Source organism: Actinomycetota bacterium (assembly GCA_030682655.1).
Lineage (GTDB): Bacteria > Actinomycetota > Coriobacteriia > Anaerosomatales > JAUXNU01 > JAUXNU01.
Map to the genome: position 1 here is coordinate 49,274 of JAUXNU010000158.1, position 18,240 is coordinate 67,513.

At 63.1% G+C, this 18,240-nt stretch carries 19 protein-coding genes; 3 read left to right on the forward strand and 16 right to left on the reverse strand.

Annotated features, from left to right (window positions below; genetic code table 11):
* Positions 1-7 precede the first annotated feature (7 nt).
* The 8 genes from Q8K99_10345 to Q8K99_10380 all read right to left on the reverse strand — a co-directional run bounded on the left by Q8K99_10345 (position 8) and on the right by Q8K99_10380 (position 7,067).
* Entirely contained in the window at positions 8-790 is a 783-nt protein-coding gene (locus Q8K99_10345; GenBank protein MDP2182951.1) for a DUF881 domain-containing protein, read from the reverse strand.
* On the reverse strand, positions 790-1,134 hold the full coding sequence (locus Q8K99_10350) for a small basic family protein (protein MDP2182952.1): 345 nt from the start codon (positions 1,132-1,134) through the stop codon (positions 790-792). Before Q8K99_10350 ends, Q8K99_10345 begins: the two co-directional genes overlap by 1 nt.
* Positions 1,134-1,865: a DUF881 domain-containing protein gene (locus Q8K99_10355; protein MDP2182953.1), complete on the reverse strand. Its 732-nt coding sequence runs from the start codon at positions 1,863-1,865 to the stop codon at positions 1,134-1,136. Before Q8K99_10355 ends, Q8K99_10350 begins: the two co-directional genes overlap by 1 nt.
* A gap of 89 nt (positions 1,866-1,954) precedes the next feature.
* On the reverse strand, positions 1,955-4,486 hold the full coding sequence (locus tag Q8K99_10360) for a sugar phosphate nucleotidyltransferase (protein MDP2182954.1): 2,532 nt from the start codon (positions 4,484-4,486) through the stop codon (positions 1,955-1,957).
* A 36-nt stretch (positions 4,487-4,522) separates the two neighbouring features.
* Entirely contained in the window at positions 4,523-5,146 is a 624-nt protein-coding gene (locus Q8K99_10365) for a CDP-alcohol phosphatidyltransferase family protein (GenBank protein MDP2182955.1), read from the reverse strand.
* The gene (gene corA / locus Q8K99_10370) at positions 5,140-6,087 is read right to left on the reverse strand and encodes a magnesium/cobalt transporter CorA (GenBank protein ID MDP2182956.1); all 948 of its coding nucleotides are present in this window, start codon (positions 6,085-6,087) and stop codon (positions 5,140-5,142) included. Before corA ends, Q8K99_10365 begins: the two co-directional genes overlap by 7 nt.
* A gap of 102 nt (positions 6,088-6,189) precedes the next feature.
* Positions 6,190-6,567 (reverse strand): DUF86 domain-containing protein, encoded by a 378-nt coding sequence (locus Q8K99_10375; GenBank protein MDP2182957.1) that lies wholly within the window; start codon positions 6,565-6,567, stop codon positions 6,190-6,192.
* Positions 6,567-7,067 (reverse strand): nucleotidyltransferase domain-containing protein, encoded by a 501-nt coding sequence (locus Q8K99_10380; GenBank protein ID MDP2182958.1) that lies wholly within the window; start codon positions 7,065-7,067, stop codon positions 6,567-6,569. Before Q8K99_10380 ends, Q8K99_10375 begins: the two co-directional genes overlap by 1 nt.
* Before the next feature lie 250 nt (positions 7,068-7,317).
* Here Q8K99_10380 and Q8K99_10385 point away from each other — a divergent pair, with 250 nt between their 5' ends.
* Positions 7,318-9,144: an ABC-F family ATP-binding cassette domain-containing protein gene (locus tag Q8K99_10385; GenBank protein ID MDP2182959.1), complete on the forward strand. Its 1,827-nt coding sequence runs from the start codon at positions 7,318-7,320 to the stop codon at positions 9,142-9,144.
* A gap of 254 nt (positions 9,145-9,398) precedes the next feature.
* A complete protein-coding gene (locus Q8K99_10390) occupies positions 9,399-10,361 on the forward strand; it encodes a PAS domain S-box protein (GenBank protein MDP2182960.1) in 963 nt (320 codons plus the stop codon).
* A gap of 139 nt (positions 10,362-10,500) precedes the next feature.
* On the opposite strand, the gene Q8K99_10395 is transcribed toward Q8K99_10390, so the two are convergent.
* From Q8K99_10395 to Q8K99_10405, 3 genes are read right to left on the reverse strand one after another with little or no spacing between them, the layout of a single operon-like run.
* A complete protein-coding gene (locus tag Q8K99_10395) occupies positions 10,501-12,126 on the reverse strand; it encodes an FAD-dependent oxidoreductase (protein ID MDP2182961.1) in 1,626 nt (541 codons plus the stop codon).
* A complete protein-coding gene (locus tag Q8K99_10400; GenBank protein ID MDP2182962.1) occupies positions 12,123-13,364 on the reverse strand; it encodes an aminoacetone oxidase family FAD-binding enzyme in 1,242 nt (413 codons plus the stop codon). The genes Q8K99_10395 and Q8K99_10400 overlap by 4 nt, the downstream gene beginning before the upstream one ends.
* Before the next feature lie 33 nt (positions 13,365-13,397).
* Positions 13,398-14,234, reverse strand: coding sequence for a class I SAM-dependent methyltransferase (locus tag Q8K99_10405; GenBank protein ID MDP2182963.1), 837 nt, complete (start codon positions 14,232-14,234; stop codon positions 13,398-13,400).
* A gap of 298 nt (positions 14,235-14,532) precedes the next feature.
* On the opposite strand from Q8K99_10405, the gene Q8K99_10410 reads away from it, so the two are divergent.
* Entirely contained in the window at positions 14,533-15,888 is a 1,356-nt protein-coding gene (locus tag Q8K99_10410) for an IS1182 family transposase (protein MDP2182964.1), read from the forward strand.
* Between the two features lie 217 nt (positions 15,889-16,105).
* Here the strand turns inward: Q8K99_10410 and Q8K99_10415 are convergent, their stop codons facing one another.
* From Q8K99_10415 to Q8K99_10435, 5 genes are all read right to left on the reverse strand, one after another.
* Positions 16,106-16,321 carry a hypothetical protein gene (locus Q8K99_10415; protein ID MDP2182965.1) on the reverse strand — a complete coding sequence of 72 codons (216 nt, stop codon included), beginning with the start codon at positions 16,319-16,321 and terminating at the stop codon, positions 16,106-16,108.
* 108 nt (positions 16,322-16,429) lie between these two features.
* The gene (locus Q8K99_10420) at positions 16,430-16,834 is read right to left on the reverse strand and encodes a YggT family protein (protein ID MDP2182966.1); all 405 of its coding nucleotides are present in this window, start codon (positions 16,832-16,834) and stop codon (positions 16,430-16,432) included.
* Positions 16,835-16,917: 83 nt separating this feature from the next.
* Positions 16,918-17,061, reverse strand: coding sequence for a lmo0937 family membrane protein (locus Q8K99_10425; protein MDP2182967.1), 144 nt, complete (start codon positions 17,059-17,061; stop codon positions 16,918-16,920).
* A 75-nt stretch (positions 17,062-17,136) separates the two neighbouring features.
* Complete coding sequence (locus Q8K99_10430; protein MDP2182968.1) at positions 17,137-17,589, reverse strand: hypothetical protein; 453 nt, start codon at positions 17,587-17,589, stop codon at positions 17,137-17,139.
* A 309-nt stretch (positions 17,590-17,898) separates the two neighbouring features.
* The coding region (locus tag Q8K99_10435) for a PP2C family protein-serine/threonine phosphatase (GenBank protein MDP2182969.1) at positions 17,899-18,240 on the reverse strand (342 nt) is incomplete at its 5' end.

Genomic DNA, 18,240 nt, shown 5'->3' on the forward strand with positions numbered 1-18,240 from the left:
CTCTGAATCAGTCTCCTTCAACGGGTCGCCCGAGGGTCAGACCCGGGTCTTGTGCAGCAGCGAGTTCCAGCTCATCCGCAAGATCGATCTCCACGGTCACCCCTGGGAAGGCGGACAGCGTCGATTTCAGACCTCCGGGTAGTGTAAGCGATTGCTGGAGCGCCGTCGGCTCGCCTATCGCCTGGATCACGTACCCGCGTTTCAGCGCGGTGGTGCCCAGCGTCAAGTGGCCATCGGTCGCGGAAAACCCCGTCGTGGCAGAGACACGCCTGCCGTTGACCGCGATCGCCTCGGCTCCTCCCGCCCGCAACTCATGGATCAACGCAACGAAGTCTTGCGGGAGCAAGACGCTATCGGGATCCTCGATCCGGATGGTCACGCCCGGACCGGACGCAGGTTCGAGCCCGCTCATGACGCGGATTGCGTTGAGCTCCTTGGCGGCCTCGTTGAGGACTTCGCCCCTGTCCTTGGTCTGCCTCTCGGCCTCAAGGATTCGCAGCTGCAAACGCATGACCTCGCCTCTGAGTGCGACATTCTCTGTTGTGAGCTGTTGAACGATTATGGCAAGGCTCTGATCGCTCTGCCGATCGAGCTGGGTAGACACCGTCGCGTTGCCCTTCCACTGTGCAACGAGCAAGAACCCGACCAAGAGCACACCCACGGCCAGGCTCATCATCAGCCGGGCTTCGTGGAATCTGCGCTCGACCGCCTTCTCGGACTGGACGATGCGACGAATCGACTCGTTCCGAAGGTGGATCAGGGTCTCCTTCGGCTTGCGTTGAGACGGCATCACTCCCACCCCCGGCGCTGGAATACCAGTCGCCGCACGGTGGCAAGATTCTCAAAGACGCGCATCCCGAAGGCGACCACGGCGGCAAGATAGAGCTCCCGAACACCGATCCGGTCTCCAATGAAGACGATGAACGCTGCCATCAGAGTATTCGTCAGAAAGCCGAACACGAAGGCCTTGTCGTCGAATGTCTGCTCTAGCGCGGCCCTCACACCACCGAGACACGAGTCGATCGCGGCCAGCACCGCTACGCCGAGGTACGTCAGCAGGCCCGCGGGAACGCCGAAGTTTGTGAGGAGCCCCAAAGTGACACCGAGCGCGAGCGCGAGAAGCAAGACCAGCATCAGGGCGCACCTCCCGAGGCAAGCTCGGCGTACTTCGGCCTGAGCGAGCCCTTGAATGCAGCCACGTTCGTCTCGCTCATACGTGTGATAGAAACCTGAAGCCCATACTGGGTTTTGTACGTCGTGAACAGCAGCGAAGCCATGTCGTCCTGCATCACCGCACCCTCAAGGGCGAGCGGCTCTCCTATCGCACGCACGGTGTACGGGCTGCCCAGCCGGCTGGAGTTCACCAGAATGGTCGTGCCCGCACACCGGATCGGAGTGGTCGCAACAACCCGCTCGCCATTCACGTCGACCGCCTCGGCTCCGCCGGCAAACAAAGCGTTGACGACCGCGGCAATATCCGTGTCGTGTATCAGGAAGTCGTTTGGGTCGCCCACGGGCGCCGCCTCGCTGCCATCACCGAGAACCACCTGTACGCCGGGACCGGTGACACCTGTCAATCCGGCGGCTTCACGCGCAACATCGAGTTCCCGCGAGAACGATTCACGCACTCCCGAGTCCTCTGCGGCCTCTCGTTCAAGTCCGTCCATCTGCGTCCTGAGTTCCGCCAGACGACCCTGCAACTCATCGCGCTGATTCTCCATGTCCTCGACGACGCCCACCAGATCGCTCACCCGACTCGGTTGCGCGTCAGCGAACCTATGGGTGCTGTTGAAGGCGATCGCAACGACAAACCCAAGAACGCCGATGACGGCGATCAGAGCAGGACGATACTGGACGTTGTTCATCGAGGCACGCTCCACGAGGGGACTGAGGCCTGGATTATAGCAGCTGAACGGCGGTCTCGACAGCAGCGGAGACCGGCGTGCGGAGACCGCTACTCCCCGGCCCCGACGTCCTCGGCTTCCAAGTCCATCGCTACCTGGATGATCTCAGTCCACCGCGAGACGAGTGCGTCCGCAGTCTCGCCATCCGAACCCTCGGCAATGAGCATCACGCTCGGGTCACTTGCGTGCGGCAGTACGAGAACCCACCCATCATCGAATGACGCACGAACCCCCTCGGTAAGATCGGTCTCCATGGTGGCCGTTGCCCGCGTGACCTCCCGCATCACCGCTCCCTTGCGGTGGATAGGACAGAAGACGTTCACAGTACGCTTGTGGAACTCCGGAATCGCATCGACGATCTCCTCGAACGTCGTCCCCGTCTCCGAGAGCATTCTGCTTATCATCCCAAGACTCATGACAGCATCGTAGCCGGCCAGGAACTCGGAGAAGATGAAGCCCCCGGTGGTGTTCCCTGCGAAACCGACCACTCCCTCGAGCGCCACAGCAGCGAGGGCACGGCTGGTGCGGCCGGGGCGCAGCACCTTGTGCCCGGTGCGGCCCGCGACCCGCTCGACGGCACTGGTCGCGGCGAGCGGGACCGCGATCGGTATGTTGGACGCATCAGTCCTGCACCACAGGTCGACGACAGCGAGCAACGCTTCCTCTCCGCTAAGCACGCGCCCAGCGCGCGTGACGAGCGTCAACCGCTCGCCGGCAGAGTCGAAACGCACCCCGAAGTCCGCCTGGAAGAAGCCCAGGGCATTCTGCAATTCACCGCTTGACCCTGACTCGAACGCACCGGGAACCGTCGTCCGCTCAGCGTCGAGGAACGGGTTCAGTGACACGAGATTGAGCTGCCACGATGACGAGACCTGCGGTAGGACGACCGAGGCAACACCATGGTTCAGGTCAGCAACCACCTTCAGCCAGCGACCCTCAGGCACCCGACGGCGCTCAAGCGCGTACGTGAGACCCGCAGCATAGTAGTCCATCGCCCGCGGCGGGTAGATGATATCGCCCACCTCATCGAGAAACGCGCGACGGAACTCCCCCCTGAAGTACAGGCGCTCGATCTTCTTCTCTTCCCATGGCGCGATATCAAGCCCTGACTTCTCGTAGAAGTGGATTTCGAGTGTCTGGGGATCACGTGCTGACTGGCAGACATGGACGCCGCCCACGCAACGGGTGTCCCGGGTCGTGAACCGGTTGATGGCCGAGGATGCAACGCGCAGGTCCCTGACCGTACATGTGGCGGAGTTGAGGCCTGCCACCATCGCCCGCTTGACCATCCGGGCGGCCCGACTCGAGTCGCGACTCACCACAACGTGCGTGCCCTTTGGAAGAAGCGACCCGAACGCCTGCGCCGCCTTCAGCGCAAGCTCCGGAGTGATGTCCACACCGATCAGCCCGGAGATGCCGTCTTGCCCGAAGATCGAGCGCGATCCCGTGCTCTCCCAGATCAGGGAGTCCGTTACTACAGCGGCCGGCTCTACCCTCTTGTAGGGGTAGATCTGCACGTCAGCGCGCACCTGGGCATCGTGACCGATCATCGTCTCATCCCCGACGACAGCGCCGACATCCACGCGGGCACGGGAACGCACGTCCACCTTTCTGCACAGAACGGCGCCTCGCACCGAGGAGTTCTTGCCAACGAAAGTGTCGTTCCACAGAACGGAGTGGCTGACCCGGGCGTCGGCACCGATGACGCAGTTGTCACCGAGTACGCAGTAGTCGCCAACATTGACTCCAGCCCGGATGGTCACGTTCTTCCCGATGACCACCTTGTTGCCCAGCACCGCGTCCTGATGAATCTTGGCACCTTCACCCACCCACAGACTGTCACGAGCCTGCACGCCCGGTGTGAAGATCCTCGCCTTGCCGTCGAGTATGTCCCGGTGTACCTGCATGTAGGACTCGAAGCTGCCGACATCGCACCAGTACCCGTCGACCACGCAGCCGTACAGCGGGTAGCCCATCTCCATAAGCTTGGGAAAGAGCTGTGATGAGAAGTCGTATGGCTGCTTGTCCGGGATATGGTCGAGTACCTCTCGTTCGATCACGTAGATGCCCGTGTTGATCGTGTCCGAGAACACCTGACCCCAGGTCGGCTTCTCCAAGAACCGCTCGATCTTGCCGTCCTCGTCGGTGATCACGACGCCGAACTCAAGGGGGTCAGGCACGCTCTTCAAGGCAATCGTCACTGCCGCGCCGCGCCGCTTGTGGAAATCGATGACCGCCGTGAGGTCGATGTCGGTGAGCGCATCGCCGGAGATCACCAGTAGACCGTCGTCGCCAAGGAGTGGCTCGGCGTTCTTCACCGATCCGGCCGTCCCAAGCGGTACCTCCTCGAGGGCGTAGGCCATGCTCATGTCCCATTCGTCGCCTTCGCCGAAGTAGTCCTCGATGACCTGCGGCATGAACGCCAGAGTAGCCACGGCCTCGGTTATGCCGTGGTGCTTCACCAGACCGAGGATGTGCTCCATCACCGGCTGGTTCACGATAGGAACCATCGGCTTTGGCCTCAGGCTCGTGAGCGGTCGCAGGCGAGTACCTTCCCCGCCCGCCATGATGACGGCTCGCATGGCGATGCACCTCCCCCAGTGTCTGTTGCGCCCGTCCTACCCGGCGCGATCCGACCGTCCAGCCCGGGCGACCATGGCTCTGGCCTTGAATGTGTACTGCACTGCAGTGGATACCGATAGGACAATGCCCGCGTACATGAAGAACAGGCCGACGAGAACCCCCCGGCCACCGACCACGACCGTCGGCCAGTTCAAAATCATGAGCGAGAATCCCGACAGAAGCACCGCCGTGGTCATCTTGCCCATGTAGGTGACGGGCATTCTCAGACGGTAGTGCTCAAGACGCCAGGCGCCCCAGAGAAGATAGACATCGCGCGCCACGAGCAGGACCAGAACCCAAAGCGGCAACCGCTTCGCGATGTATAGACCGATCACCCCGGAGGCGATGAGGAGCCTGTCGACAAGCGGATCGATCGCCTTCCCGATGGCGGTCACAGTGCCGGTGCGCCGTGCGATCTGACCGTCGAGCCAGTCGGTCGACGCCGCCGTGGCGAAGAGCGCGAACGCCAGAACATCAGAACGGTCGGAGATGAGAGTAGAGAAGAAGATGGGGATAAGAACCAGTCTCAGGACCGTGATGATATTGGCAACGGTCCAGATATCGTGTCCGTGCTCTCCCGCGTCCTCGTGTTGCGAGATCTCCCTGCCGTCGTCTACCACCAGTCTCTCCTCTTGAAGAACACGAGCATCACGACCGTTATGACCAGCATAGCCGCAATGACCGCCGGGTAGGCGTATGTCATGCGCAGCTCAGGCATGTGCTGGAAGTTCATACCATATATACCCGTTATCAGCTGCAGCGGCAGGATGATCGCAGCGACGATCGTGAGCTGCTTCATGATCTGGTTCATGCGATTCGAAACCGCCGACAAGTAGACGTCCATCGCAGATGCCGCGACCTCTCGGTATGTGTCCACCGCATCTCCCACCTGGGTGAGATGGTCGGCCACGTCCTGGAAGTAGCGGTATGCCTCCTGGCTGACCAGCTCGGTCTCACGAGTCAGCGAACGCAGTCCGTCACGCTCGGGCGCGATGATCTTGTGAAGCGCCAGCAGCTCACGACGGCTTTCGTAGAGTTCCTGGAGGTGCCGCCGTTCGGCCCGCTCGATCATCCGGTCCTGCAGGTCTTCGAGACGGTCGCCGAGTGCATCAACCACAGGGAAGACCGCGTCAACGAGCCGGTCGACGATCGAATGGAACACCCACTCTTCACCCAGCGCCAGTTGTGCGCCGGCTTCTGCGGCCACTTCGTCAATCGCTTTGAGCGGCTCCCGGTGAACCGTCACGAGCCATCCTTCGCCGAGGAAGATGTCGACCTCACGCATCTCGAGCGCGCCCGGTCCGCCGGTAGCCGTCACCCACACGACAAACAAAGAGCCGTTGTCCCGCTCGATCTTGGGTCGTTGCGGGAAGTGGAGACAATCCTCCAGGGAAAGCGGATGAAGCCCGAAGACCTTGCCAACGCTGGCCAGAAGATGCTCATCGGGACCGAAGACATCGACCCATGTGCACGACGAGGGTGTCAGCTTCTCGAGCTCGTCGAGCCCTCCGATCGTGAGCTTTCCCGCGTCGAGCCGTCTCACGCTGACAGCCGCAGTCATCGTCGCCCCTCCCTCTCCCGCATCGGCCTCAGCATATCCTGCGCGGAGAGCTTGCGGAAGAAGGGAGCAGTGACCGCTGCGACTAGCAGCGTCCCGGTTCGCTCATCGCTCCGCACCCCTGTGCTTGCCGAGTTCTCGCAGCAGCGAATCAGCCGCGTCGCCGACTGTCGGCACCTTCTCCACGACGATCTGCCAGATTCGCGCGCGATCAATCGTGGCGTAGCCGTGCACGACGATATTGCGCGCCGAACGCATGCCGGGTGGGTCGAGTTCGGGGTGCGCCTCAACGTAGTCTCCGTGCCGATTGCGTAGTTGAGAAGCGATCTCGCCGAGCTGGATGATCCCGCGCTCGATCGCCCACGAGCCCGTGTGTGTGGTCATGAATGTCTCACGGTCCGTCTCAGCGACGAGACGACCCACGCCATCGACCGTGTCGCGCATGTCGTGCAGGAACTGCTCGATTGTGCGGTCCTGGCTCATCACAGGGGCACCGACTCTCTCTCAACGCTCTCCCGCACGTGGGGCTTCAGGCACTTGCGCTCACCGAGATCGACCTTCCGGCCGAGTGCTGCGCTCATCGCTTCCTCGATCACGGCAACAGCGAACAGGTCAAGACTCTCAGGTATGTCGGCCACAAGGTCCAGGTCGCTGTCAGGGGTGTCTGTCCCATGCGCGACCGAACCGAACACGACGACATGCTCAAGACCGTATTCCTCGGCAATCCTCGTGAGTTCGTCGCGATGGCGCTCCAAGAGCACCGAAGGTCGCTCAGGTGCAAGCGACACGGCCGGCTCACGCCCGAGGGCTGCGGCCGCGCGCGACAGTGTGGAGAGCGTCACGGACTCGTCAGCTGGGTCTAGAACGCGGGCGACAGTCGAGCGGCTGGTGTGCATGCGCCTCGCAAGTTCGGCGCGGCTCACACCGTCGCGCTCCATGACTGCGGTCAGCTCAGCGGCGTAGGCCGTCTTGGTCGCGGGCATCGGACCTGCTCCCTTCTGGTAGGGTGTCTCACATATGATACACCATCGATTCCCGCCGGTAGACGAAACGAGACACCCGAAGGTGCCCCGTCAAATCCGCTGGTCGGGCTTGGTGGACGCGTTTGTGACTGCTGCACTACCTCGGTAGATCCCACCCCACCGACATGACACGGCAGGTATCCTGTGTGCTGATGCAATGCAATGGTGTTGTTCGTGCACACAAACTCTGCGAGGATTGAGGTTCGCGCTCGTGGCATATCTGCTTGGATGTGAGAACGTCCACCTGGAATACCCGACGAAGAAGGTCTTCGACTCGGTCACGCTCGGCATCAATGAGGGCGACCGCATCGGCATCGTCGGCGGCAACGGCGATGGCAAGTCGACGCTCCTTTCGCTACTTGCGGGTTCGGTTGAGCCGGACGACGGCCGCATCATGCGGCGCCGCGGAACCACTGTACGTATGCTCGAGCAGACCGATTCCCTCGATCCGGAAGCGACTGTCTCCCATACGGTCGTCGGGGACGCGCCCGAGTACACATGGGCGTCAGATCCCCGGATCCGCAACATCATTCGCGGGCTCATCGCGGATATCCCCTGGGATGGCCGCATCGGCGAACTCTCCGGCGGGCAGCGGCGTCGCGTGGATCTTGCTCGCGTGCTGATTGCGGACTGCGATGTGCTCATGCTCGACGAGCCAACCAACCATCTCGATGTTCACGGTATCGCGTGGCTGGCCGACCACCTCAAGAACCGTTGGCCCAAGAAGTCAGGCGCGCTCCTCGTCGTCACGCATGACCGCTGGTTTCTCGATGAAGTCTGCTCAGGGATGTGGGAGGTGCGCGGCGGGCGGGTAGAGCAGTTCGAGGGCGGCTACTCAGCATATGTGCTCCAGCGCGTCGAACGCGCAGAGGCTGCGAGCACGGCCGAGCAGAAGCGCAAGAACCTCATGCGCAAGGAACTTGCGTGGCTCTCGCGCGGCTCTCGCGCCCGATCGACCAAGCCGAAGTTCCATATCGAAGCGGCGCGCGCTCTCATCGCTGACGAACCGCCCGTGCGCAACTCGGTCGAGCTGAAGCGGACGGCGATCTCTCGTTTGGGCAAGCAGGTTGTCGACCTTGTCGACGTAACCGAGTGCTTCGGCGACAAGACGGTCATCGACGACGTCACGTGGCTCATCGGCCCAGGAGACAGGTTCGGCATCCTGGGTGAGAATGGGTCGGGCAAGACAACGCTTCTGAATCTCATCCGGGGCTCGCTCGAGCCGACATCAGGTCATGTGAAGACCGGCAAGAGCGTCAAGTTCGCCGTCCTGTCGCAACACCTCGACGAGTTGAACGAGTTGGGAAGCTCCCGGGTCCGCGAGGTTCTCTCGCGATACAAGACGCGCTACGAGATCGATGGCAAGGAGTTGACCCCGGCCCAGCTGTTGGAGCGTCTCGGGTTCGGAGCTGCCCAGCTGTCCACGGCAGTATCTGATCTGTCCGGCGGAGAGAAGCGCCGTCTCCAGCTGATGCTCATCCTCTTGGACAGGCCGAACGTGCTGATCTTGGATGAGCCGGACAACGACCTGGATATCGACATGCTCGCGGTCGTGGAGAGTCTCCTGGACACGTGGCCCGGCACACTTCTCCTCATCACCCATGATCGCCACCTGATGGAACGCGTCACCGACGATCAGTTCGCCTTGGTTGACGGGAAGGTCCGCCATGTCCCAGGCGGCATCGACGAGTACCTGCGGCTTCTGGACGAGCGCCGCGACGCGAACGCGGAAGCCAAGCCCGAGAATCAGAAGCCGAAGGAAGGCGCGACCAGCCGGTCGATTGGCGAATCAGATGAGGAGCGCAAACAAGTCTTGTCGAGGGCGGACGAATACGGTCTGAAGAAGGAGCTCGCGTCTACCGAGCGCAAGTTGGAGACACTCGGCAGCAAGGCTGACGCAATTCGTGCAGAGATGAAGGTGACGGATTCTTCCGACTACGTCGCCTTGCTCGACGTCCAAGCACGGCTTCAGAGTGTCGAGCAGCAGGTCTCTGACCTCGAGGACGAATGGGTGGAACTGTCCGAGAAGCTCACCTGACGCGCACCTCAGAACCGCGACCCCGGACTTGCAGCCCATAGGGCATCTTGTGTCCGAGTAGTACCTGACAGCACGTGGAGGGTATATCCAATATCACCATGACCACTATGGATACCCCCACGAATCGCCCTGCCCAAGACGGCCCCGCCGCGTCCTTCGACGCAGGCTCGTCTTCGGTCTCCCCCCCGACGCCCGCGGAAACCGCTGCTGCGCCCCCTTCGCTCGGCCAGCAGCAGCACGCGAAGGGCCAGCAGATGGCCGCCGAGGCATCGTGGGAGCCCGAGGATGCTGTTTGGGCGGATGAGGCCGTCGAAAAGGAGGGCGAGGCGCTGTTCCGCTCCATCTACGAGCGCTCCGCTGTCGGCATCGCGCTGGTGGACCTCAAGGGGTGCATCTCCACGTGCAACCCTGCGCTCGCGAACATGCTCGACTACACCGTCGACGACCTTCTGGGGCGGGCGTTCACCGACCTCGCCCATCCGGAGGACGGCACGCTCGACCAGCAGCAGTTTGACGTACTCATAGCGGGGCAGGGCGACCACTACACGATCGAGAAGCGCTACGTTCGCCAGGATGGCTCGATCCTCTGGGGGCAAATGACGGCCTCTCTGATCTCAAGGGAACACAACATCCCACGGTTCGTCATTGGCATAGTCGAGGACGTCTCGGAGCGCCACCACGCCGAGGAAGCGATCCGGCAGCGCGACCTCGGTATCCGCGAGGCGTACAGCCAGGTCATCGCAGCAGTGACCGGGGGCAGGCTCGTGCTGATGGGGACGGATGAGATCGTCGCGGAACTGGGAGACGAGGTATGGAACGCGGGTACGATCGAGTCTGCCGCGGATCTGACCGACGCCCGCCACCGGTTGTGCGCAGTTCTGGAGGAGCGCTTCGGCGACCTCCCGAACGCGGACAGGCTCGTGCTCGCCGCCAGCGAGGCGACGGTGAACGCCTTCCAGCACGGAGGCAACGTGCGAATGCGGCTCCTCGAGAAGGACGGCCTGATCCAGGCCGAGGTGGTCGACGACGGTCCGGGAATCGACTTCTCGGACCTCCCGAAGGCGACACTCGTCCCCGGGTACTCGTGCACGATGTCCCTCGGCATGGGCTTCACGTTGATGCTCGCAGAGTGCGACCGCGTCCTACTCGCCACTGGGCCGTCAGGCACGGCCGTCGTCCTGGAGGCGCGACGGAGCGACGAGCGAGATTCACCGTAGGGATTTCGTGGGTCGGCGCTCACGAAGAAACCGGACACGCATCCACAGACGAATTCGGGGCACCCGAAGGTGCCCCGAATTCGTTCAATCGTCGCTCGTTCGAAAGACTCTCTCCAGGGAATCGCCTACCTGCGCTCTCTCACCCGTAGGTTGCGAGAACCGCCTCGGCACAGCGCATGCCATCCACCGCAGCAGACATGATGCCGCCCGCATAGCCGGCGCCCTCCCCGCAGGGATACACGCCCCGCAGATTCGACTGCAACGCGTCATCGCGCAGCACGCGCACCGGAGAAGACGAGCGCGTCTCCACCCCCGTGAGAAGCGCGTCCGCCGTCGCGAACCCGCGCATCCGGCGATCCAACATCGGCGCCGCCTCGCGCAGCGATGACACGGCGAAGTCCGGCAGGCACAGCGCAAGATCGGCGTACTCGACTCCGAGTGGATACGTTGGCTGCACACCACCCGCGGCCGAGGAAGCGACACCCTGCAGGAAGTCGCCCATCAGTTGAGCAGGAGCACGGAAGCCCCTTCCGCCGAGCTCGAACGCGGCGTGCTCCCAGCGCCGCTGGAAACGCACGCCCGCCAACGGGTGGTCGTCCCCGAAGTCCCCGGGCGAGACGCTCACCAGAAGGGCCGCATTCGCGTTCGTGCCCTCGCGGGCGAATCGGCTCATTCCGTTCGTGACGACGCCCCCAGCCTCGCTCGTCGCCGCCACCACAAGGCCGCCGGGACACATGCAAAACGTGTAGACCCCGCGACCGGAGGGCAGGTGGCATGAGAGCTTGTACTCCGCCGCACCGAGCGCGGGATGACCCGCCGAGGAGCCATACTGCGCGCGGTCCACCATGAGCTGATCGTGCTCGATCCGGACCCCGATCGAGAACGGCTTCTGTACGAGACGCGCACCGCGGCTGTGCAGCATGTCGAAGGTGTCGCGTGCGCTGTGGCCTGTCGCCAGGATGAGCGCCTCGGCCGCGAACTCCTCGCGTCCGCGATCACTCTGTGTCACAACGCCATGGAGCCTGTCATCTGAGTCGCGGATGAGGTCGGAGAGCCGCGTCCCGAAACGGACTTCACCGCCGAGCGACTCGATCTCCTCCCGCAGTCTCTTCACGACCCCGGTGAGGTGGTCAGTACCGATATGCGGTTTCGCCTGCCAGAGTATCTCCTCGGCCGCACCCGCACCGACGAGTCTCGTGAGCACGCTGCGGCATCGGGGGTCGTGTGTGTTGGTGGTGAGCTTGCCGTCGGAGAAGGTCCCCGCACCGCCTTCGCCGAACTGTATGTTCGAGTCCGGGTCGAGCGCGCCTTCGCGGATGAAAGTGTCCACCGCACGCACGCGCTCCCCCACCGCGGCACCGCGCTCGAGCACGAGCGGCCGCGCACCCGACCGCGCCAGAACGAGCGCCGCGAAGAGTCCCGCCGGGCCGGTGCCCACGACTACAGGACGCACCTGGGGGGCGATTGCGAGACTCGCGATGGCAGGCAGCGGCTCGGTGGTGGCAATGAACACGTCGTCGTCTCCGACGCAACGCACCACGGCCTCCTCGCCTTCGTCGATCGCGTCATCGAGCGTCACACCGAGCGATACCACGAAGTGGACGTTGCTCTTGCGACGGGCGTCGACAGAGCGCTTGAGCAGGCGTAGCGAAGCTATGCGGCCCTCGTCGATGCGCAGGCGTCTGGCGGCCGCGCCCTTCAGCACCTCTTGGGACGATGGACCGCCCGCGGACAGCGGGAGCGCCAAGTTCCTGATCTCTATCACTCGGAGGCCTTCGAGCTGACGTCGCGATCGGCGGCACGCGCCATGGCCGAACGAGCGGCGGCCTCGCCCGCTACGATGCCCGACGCCCAGGCCCAGTGCAGGTTCAAGCCACCGGAGCGACCATCGATGTCGAGCACCTCACCCGCCGCGAACAGCCCGTCCACGACACGCGAAGCCATCGCGTTCGGATCGAATCCCTCAACCGACGCGCCACCGCGGGTCACCTGCGCCTGCCTGGCATCACCCATGCCGAGGACTCCCAGTCGGAAGTCTTTGAGGAGCGCGGCCAGTCGGGCCACGGGCAACTTCTCGACCGGCGTGTCCCGACCGATTCCCGCGGCGCGCATGATTGCCCGTGCGACCCGGTCGTGGAGCATACCGGCGAAATACGTTTCCACGGTTCGCCAAGGAAGGTCCGCGGAGCGTTGCTCGATCATCGTCCGGAGCTCCGGCAGGGAGACGTCCGGGAAGAAATCGATCGAGATGGCGCATCCGTCTCCAAGGTAGCGAGAGAGGTCGAAGACCATGATCCCGCTCACTCCGTAGTCGCGGAACAGCAGCTCACCGCGTTCGGTCGCGACCGCATTGCCGCCGGTGTTGTCGTCATCGACACCAACGAGCAGCGTCGCGGCGCACCTCACGCGCACACCGGAGAGTCCGCGGATAGGCTCGGCTTCCGTCTTGATGGGTCCGAGCACGGGAACCCTCTCGATCATTCCGTGTCCCAAACCCGCAAGGAGCGAGCCACCGCCGCCGGTCGTAACGACCACGGCTTCCGCGCGAACCGTCTCGCCGTCTTGAGAGAGCACCTCGAAGCCGCCGGAGCCGGGTTCCTCGGAGATGCGCTCGACCTCGAATCCGCATCGCGTCTCCACGCCGAGGTGCGCGCACTCCAGCCGCAACGCGTCCAGCACAGAGCTGGCGGCGTTCGTCACGGGATAGACACGCCCTTCGTCATCGGCATGTGTGAGCAGGCCTATTTCGCCGAAGAAGGAGCAGATGGCCTCGCAGGGATACGCGCCGAGAACCGGCTCGACGAAGTCGGGATGGTTGTAGGCGGACGGCGATGCCGAGAGGTTCGAGAGGTTGCAGCGCCCGTTGCCGCTCTCCAGGATCTTTCTCCCCACGCGAGCGCCCGCCTCGAGAAGCATCACGCCGGCGCCAAGGCGCGCCGCAACTATGGCCGCCGAGAGCCCGGCCGCTCCCCCACCGATGATGAGCACTCTCGACTCTGGCATCGCGTCCCTGTTCTCTCTCCCGCGTACTCGCCTCTACGAACGGGTCCAGCGTGCCCACACACCGGCGCTCACCGGACGCACATCACTCGCGCCGGTCAACTTCATCTCGCCGGATGCGATGTCGCCGCCGTCCAACACGTCTCTTAGCAGAGTATCAAGTCGCCCCGACGTCACGCCCTGGGTATGCGACGTGAGAAGAACGAATGCAGGTTCCTCGGTCAGTAGCGCTTTGCATTGTCCCAGCGTAGCGGCGAGATCCCGATCGATTCTGTACTGCTCGCCCTTGGTGCCGCGTCCGAACGAGGGCGGGTCGAGCATGATCGCATCGTAGGCGCGACCACGACGGATCTCGCGATCCAGAAACTTGCCGACGTCCTCAACGATCCATCGTATGGGGGCCGCCTCCAATTGGTTCAAAACGGCGTTCTCTCGTGCGCGCGTGACCATTGATTTGGATGAGTCCACGTGGCACACCGAACAGCCCGCGCGCGCGGCGGCAAGCGTTGCGCCACCCGAGTACGCGAAGAGGTTGAGAACGTTCGCTCGTGGCCTGTCGGGCGACTTCAGGGTGTCGCCGATCCAATCCCACAGAAGGCGCGTCTCCGGGAACACGCCGAGGTGACCGGCAGGTGTGGGCTTGAGTCTCATTGCGATGTCGTTGATCGTGACGACCCAGCTTGAGGGCAGCTCGGCGTTGCCATACGTCTGCCATCCGCCATCCCGATCGAAGGAGGCGACAGCCCTCGCCCACAGCTCAGGCCCCTGTCGCTCCCAGAGGGCCTGGCCACATGGACGCGACAGAACCACATCGCCAAAGCGTTCGAGCTTGCGCCCGGCGCCACTATCCAGCAACTTGTATTCGTTGTGCATCGTGTGTCGCGTGCCCATCGTAGATGACAGTCCAGGGATGCTTGCACCAGGATAGCGCTCGCGATGTCCGCCTGACGCGCTTGCTCGATGTCAACCGCCTCACCAGCAATCCCGCAGCAGAACGAAACAGGGCACCCGAAGGTGCCCTCAGACTGCTGACAAACCCCCGCTGGTCTCACGACTCGCGGGGGTTTCGTCGTTTCTCCCGCCGGAGACGGTTTCCAACGAGAGTACTGGCAAATACTGGGAATGTGTGCTAGACTATCATCGACGGTCGGGACTGCCGGGAGGGGCTTCGATGTTCTCTGAGAACACGAACCGCCAGACGAAGGCCGAGTTCGTCACCACCGAGGAGCTGATGCCTGCCAACCACCTGCTCCGAAAGCTCGACGCGGTCATCGACTTCTCCTTCATCAACGAGATCTGCCGCCCCTACTACTGTGCCGACAACGGCCGTCCGGCCATCGAGCCGGAGATTCTCTTCAAAATGCTCTTCATCGGCTACCTCTTCGGGATCAGGAGCGAGCGCCGGCTCGTCTCCGAGGTCCAGGTCAACGTCGCCTACCGATGGTTCCTGGGATACGGACTGACCGATTCGATCCCGGATGCTTCCGTGATCTGGCAGAACAGAAGACGCAGGTTCTCCGGCACCGAGGTGGCCCAGAGCATCTTCGACGAGATCGTGCGGCAAGCCATCGATGCGGGCCTCGTCGGGGGTGAGGTCCTGTTCTCCGACTCCACACACCTCAAAGCCAACGCCAACAAGCGCCGGTTCACCGAAGCCGAAGTCACCTTGAGCACGGCGAACTACTTGGGCGACCTCGACGCCGACGTCGACGAGGATCGGGAGTGCCACGGCAAGAAGCCCCTGGACCGTGACCGCGACGATCCTCCACCTCCGGCACGAACCATCAAGCGCTCTGTCACCGACCCCGACAGCGGCTTCATGCACAGAGACGGCAAGCCGAGGGGCTTCTTCTACTTGGATCACCGTACCGTGGATTCGCGCGCCAGCATCATCACCGACGCGTTCGTGACTCCGGGAAACGTCAACGACACCGTGCCCTACATCGAGCGTCTCACCACCCAGATCGCCAAGTTCGGCTTCTCCGTGAGTGCGGTCGGACTCGATGCGGGCTACAACACCACCGGGATCTGCAGACAGCTTCAGAAGCTGGGCATACAGGGCGCACTGGGACGAAGACGGGGGTGTTACGCCAAGGACCGCTGGGGCAAACACCGCTACGAGTTCTACCCCGGCGAGGACGCCTACGTGTGCCCCGAGGGCTTTGCGCTTCACTACGTCACCACCGATCGGAAGGGCTACCGGCACTACCGGGGGCAGAGGGAACGCTGCGAGTGCTGCGCGCAGAAAGGGAAGTGCCTCTCACCCGCCCAGCGGGTCAAGACCATCCATCGTCACATCTGGGAAGACGACAAGGACAGGTGCCGCGACTTCACGCGCACCGAGGAAGGCAGGGAGATCTACGCGAGGCGAAAGGAGACGGTCGAGCGCAGTTTCGCGGATTCGAAGGAACTCCACGGCTTGAGATACGCCAGGATGCGGGGGGTCGCGAGGGTCATGGAGCAGTGCCTGCTCACCGCTGCGGCGCAGAACATGAAGAAGATGGCTCTAACGCTCACCAGGGCGTGAAAGCCCACCTCTGAACCTGTTCGGACCGACGATCCACGCCGATCGACTGACCGAAACGCTCCAAAGAACGACGAAACCCCCGCGAGTCGTGAGACCGGCGGGGGTTTGTCAGCAGTCTGAGGGCACCCGAAGGTGCCCTGCATTGGCTCTGGTCGGACTTGCTGGACACGCTTGTTACCGCCGCGCAAGCTGATGGAACATCTTCCGGACAGAGTACCTAGCGCGAATCCTTCACGGCGGACGAGCCGCCAGCCGAGCCCTCGCACTCCGACAGTAGGAGCCCTTCGGCGACCTCCTGTTGCTCAAGCAGGAGCGCGACCGCCTCGGAGTCCGAGTCGCTCACCAAGCGTTTGGCACGAGCGCTGGACTCCGAAAGCACATGCCTGGCTTTCTCCTGTGCGGCGATGAGTACTTGCCTGCTTTCCACGCTCACCCGCTCGCCCCCTACGATCAAATTACGTGTCCCAAGCAGGCAGATTCCCGCCAGCGAGCGCAGGACACGCCTTACTTGCGGGCCGCACACCAAGTTCCAGAACACCTACTACTGAGCGACGCTGTCATCCTTCGACTCGACACGCTCGACGGTCTCAGACTGCTGGCGCGGGTTCACAGCACGAATCAGCGCTACCAGACCCCAGGCGACCAGGGCGTAGACGGCGATGGCGACGAGCGCGCTCCATTCGAATACGGCTCCGCCGGCCTTCTGCGTGTTGAAGATTGCGATGAATGGCGCCATGAAGACCCCGGACACGCCGTAGATCATCTTCACGAACCCGGCCTCGGCGTTGGCGCCGAGCAGCATGAGAACGAAGCGGATCCCAATGAACACCTCGATCACACCGAAGACGAACATGATGACACGCGACACGACGACTTCCACCGGTGCACGCACTTCCGTGTGGACTTGACTGTGACGATCGCTCGACACTGCCCTTGCGTTGGCCATTGCAGTTCACTCTCCTTCGTCTGCCAGGAAGCCCACATCCCGGCCGCCTGCTGCGGCTCACCCAGGCTGGGCTTCCCGGTCGTCTATGAGCGACGACCCGTTATGAGGTTATACACGAGCACGATCAGTGCGATGACCAGCAGCGTGTGGATGAGCCCGCCGCCGATGTGGAAGCTGAAGCCCAGAAGCCAGAGCACTACCAAGATGACGAAGATGGTCCACAGCACTTCTATCGCCTCCTCGAGACGAAATCGTTATCTACAGACGCCGAGGGCCGCTGAGCCCGTCTGCTCGAGGCCCCGCTAATTCTCGCCTCCCTCACGCTGCCGAACGTTCGCGGTCAGTGTGACGATGCGATCCGCCGTTTCCGGAGACATGGAGTACTTGAATATGCCCGCGTCTACGAACTGCCTGGCCTCGAATGGCCAGCTGCTCATGGCGTACCGGCCCCGAACGCGCTTCTCGAAGGGGCCGAGCGAAGCGACCACTTGGCGAGCCGTCAGGCCGGAGGCCATGGCGATGTCGTTGGTCGTAACCCATCCGGGCGACGACTCGGCTACAACGAGCAGGATTCGCCTCATCGCGGATGATGACTCAATGAACATTCGATCTATCAGCGGTTGGGTCCAGACCTCCGAGCGACTGTCCCCCGCAGCCTGGCGCTCGGGCAACGGTCTAAACGACTCGCGTGAGAGAAGCTCGTAGACTTCTTGGACGCGATCGACGGGTACTGGGACACTCACGAACTCAGGCATTGGCCTCACCTCTTTCACCTTCGCTATGTCTTGCTTACCCGTAGTTATCTATTGCTAACTACCGTTAGCGGTATGCTCTGCGTGGCTGGAAGACATTCTCGCAGGCAAACGAAACGAGGCATCCCGTAGGGTGCCTCGAAATGCGCTGGTCGGACTTGCTGGACGCGTTTGTAACCGCGGCGGGGGGCTAGTTCGTGCCTTTCCCAGGTGCAGCCCACGGTGAAGTCCAATCTCACGCGCATCCATTGCGAGTCAGGCGAGCCAACGCGTGCAGCTTGTCTCTGGCAAGGTCGACTTCGAGGATCAGGGTCAGGCCAGACTGACGGCCAGCATGGCCAGGTCGTCCTCCAACCGCCCGCCTGAGAAGGCGGTGACTACCTGCGAAACACGATCGCATGCCTCCTGCCCGGACGGACTGTCCTCTACCAGTTCGGCGAGCCGATTCTCTCCGAACATCTCTCCGTCGTTGCGGGCTTCGTACGCCCCGTCCGTGTACAGGAACAGGTAGTCGCCCCGATCGAGCGTCTCCTCTGCCTGAACGTAGTCGAATCCCGGAAGACCGCCCAGCAGCGGCGACTGCACCGCCAAGCGAACGAGTTCACCACTCCGTCGACGCAAGAAGGCAGGCGGATGCCCAGCACTGCAGTAGGT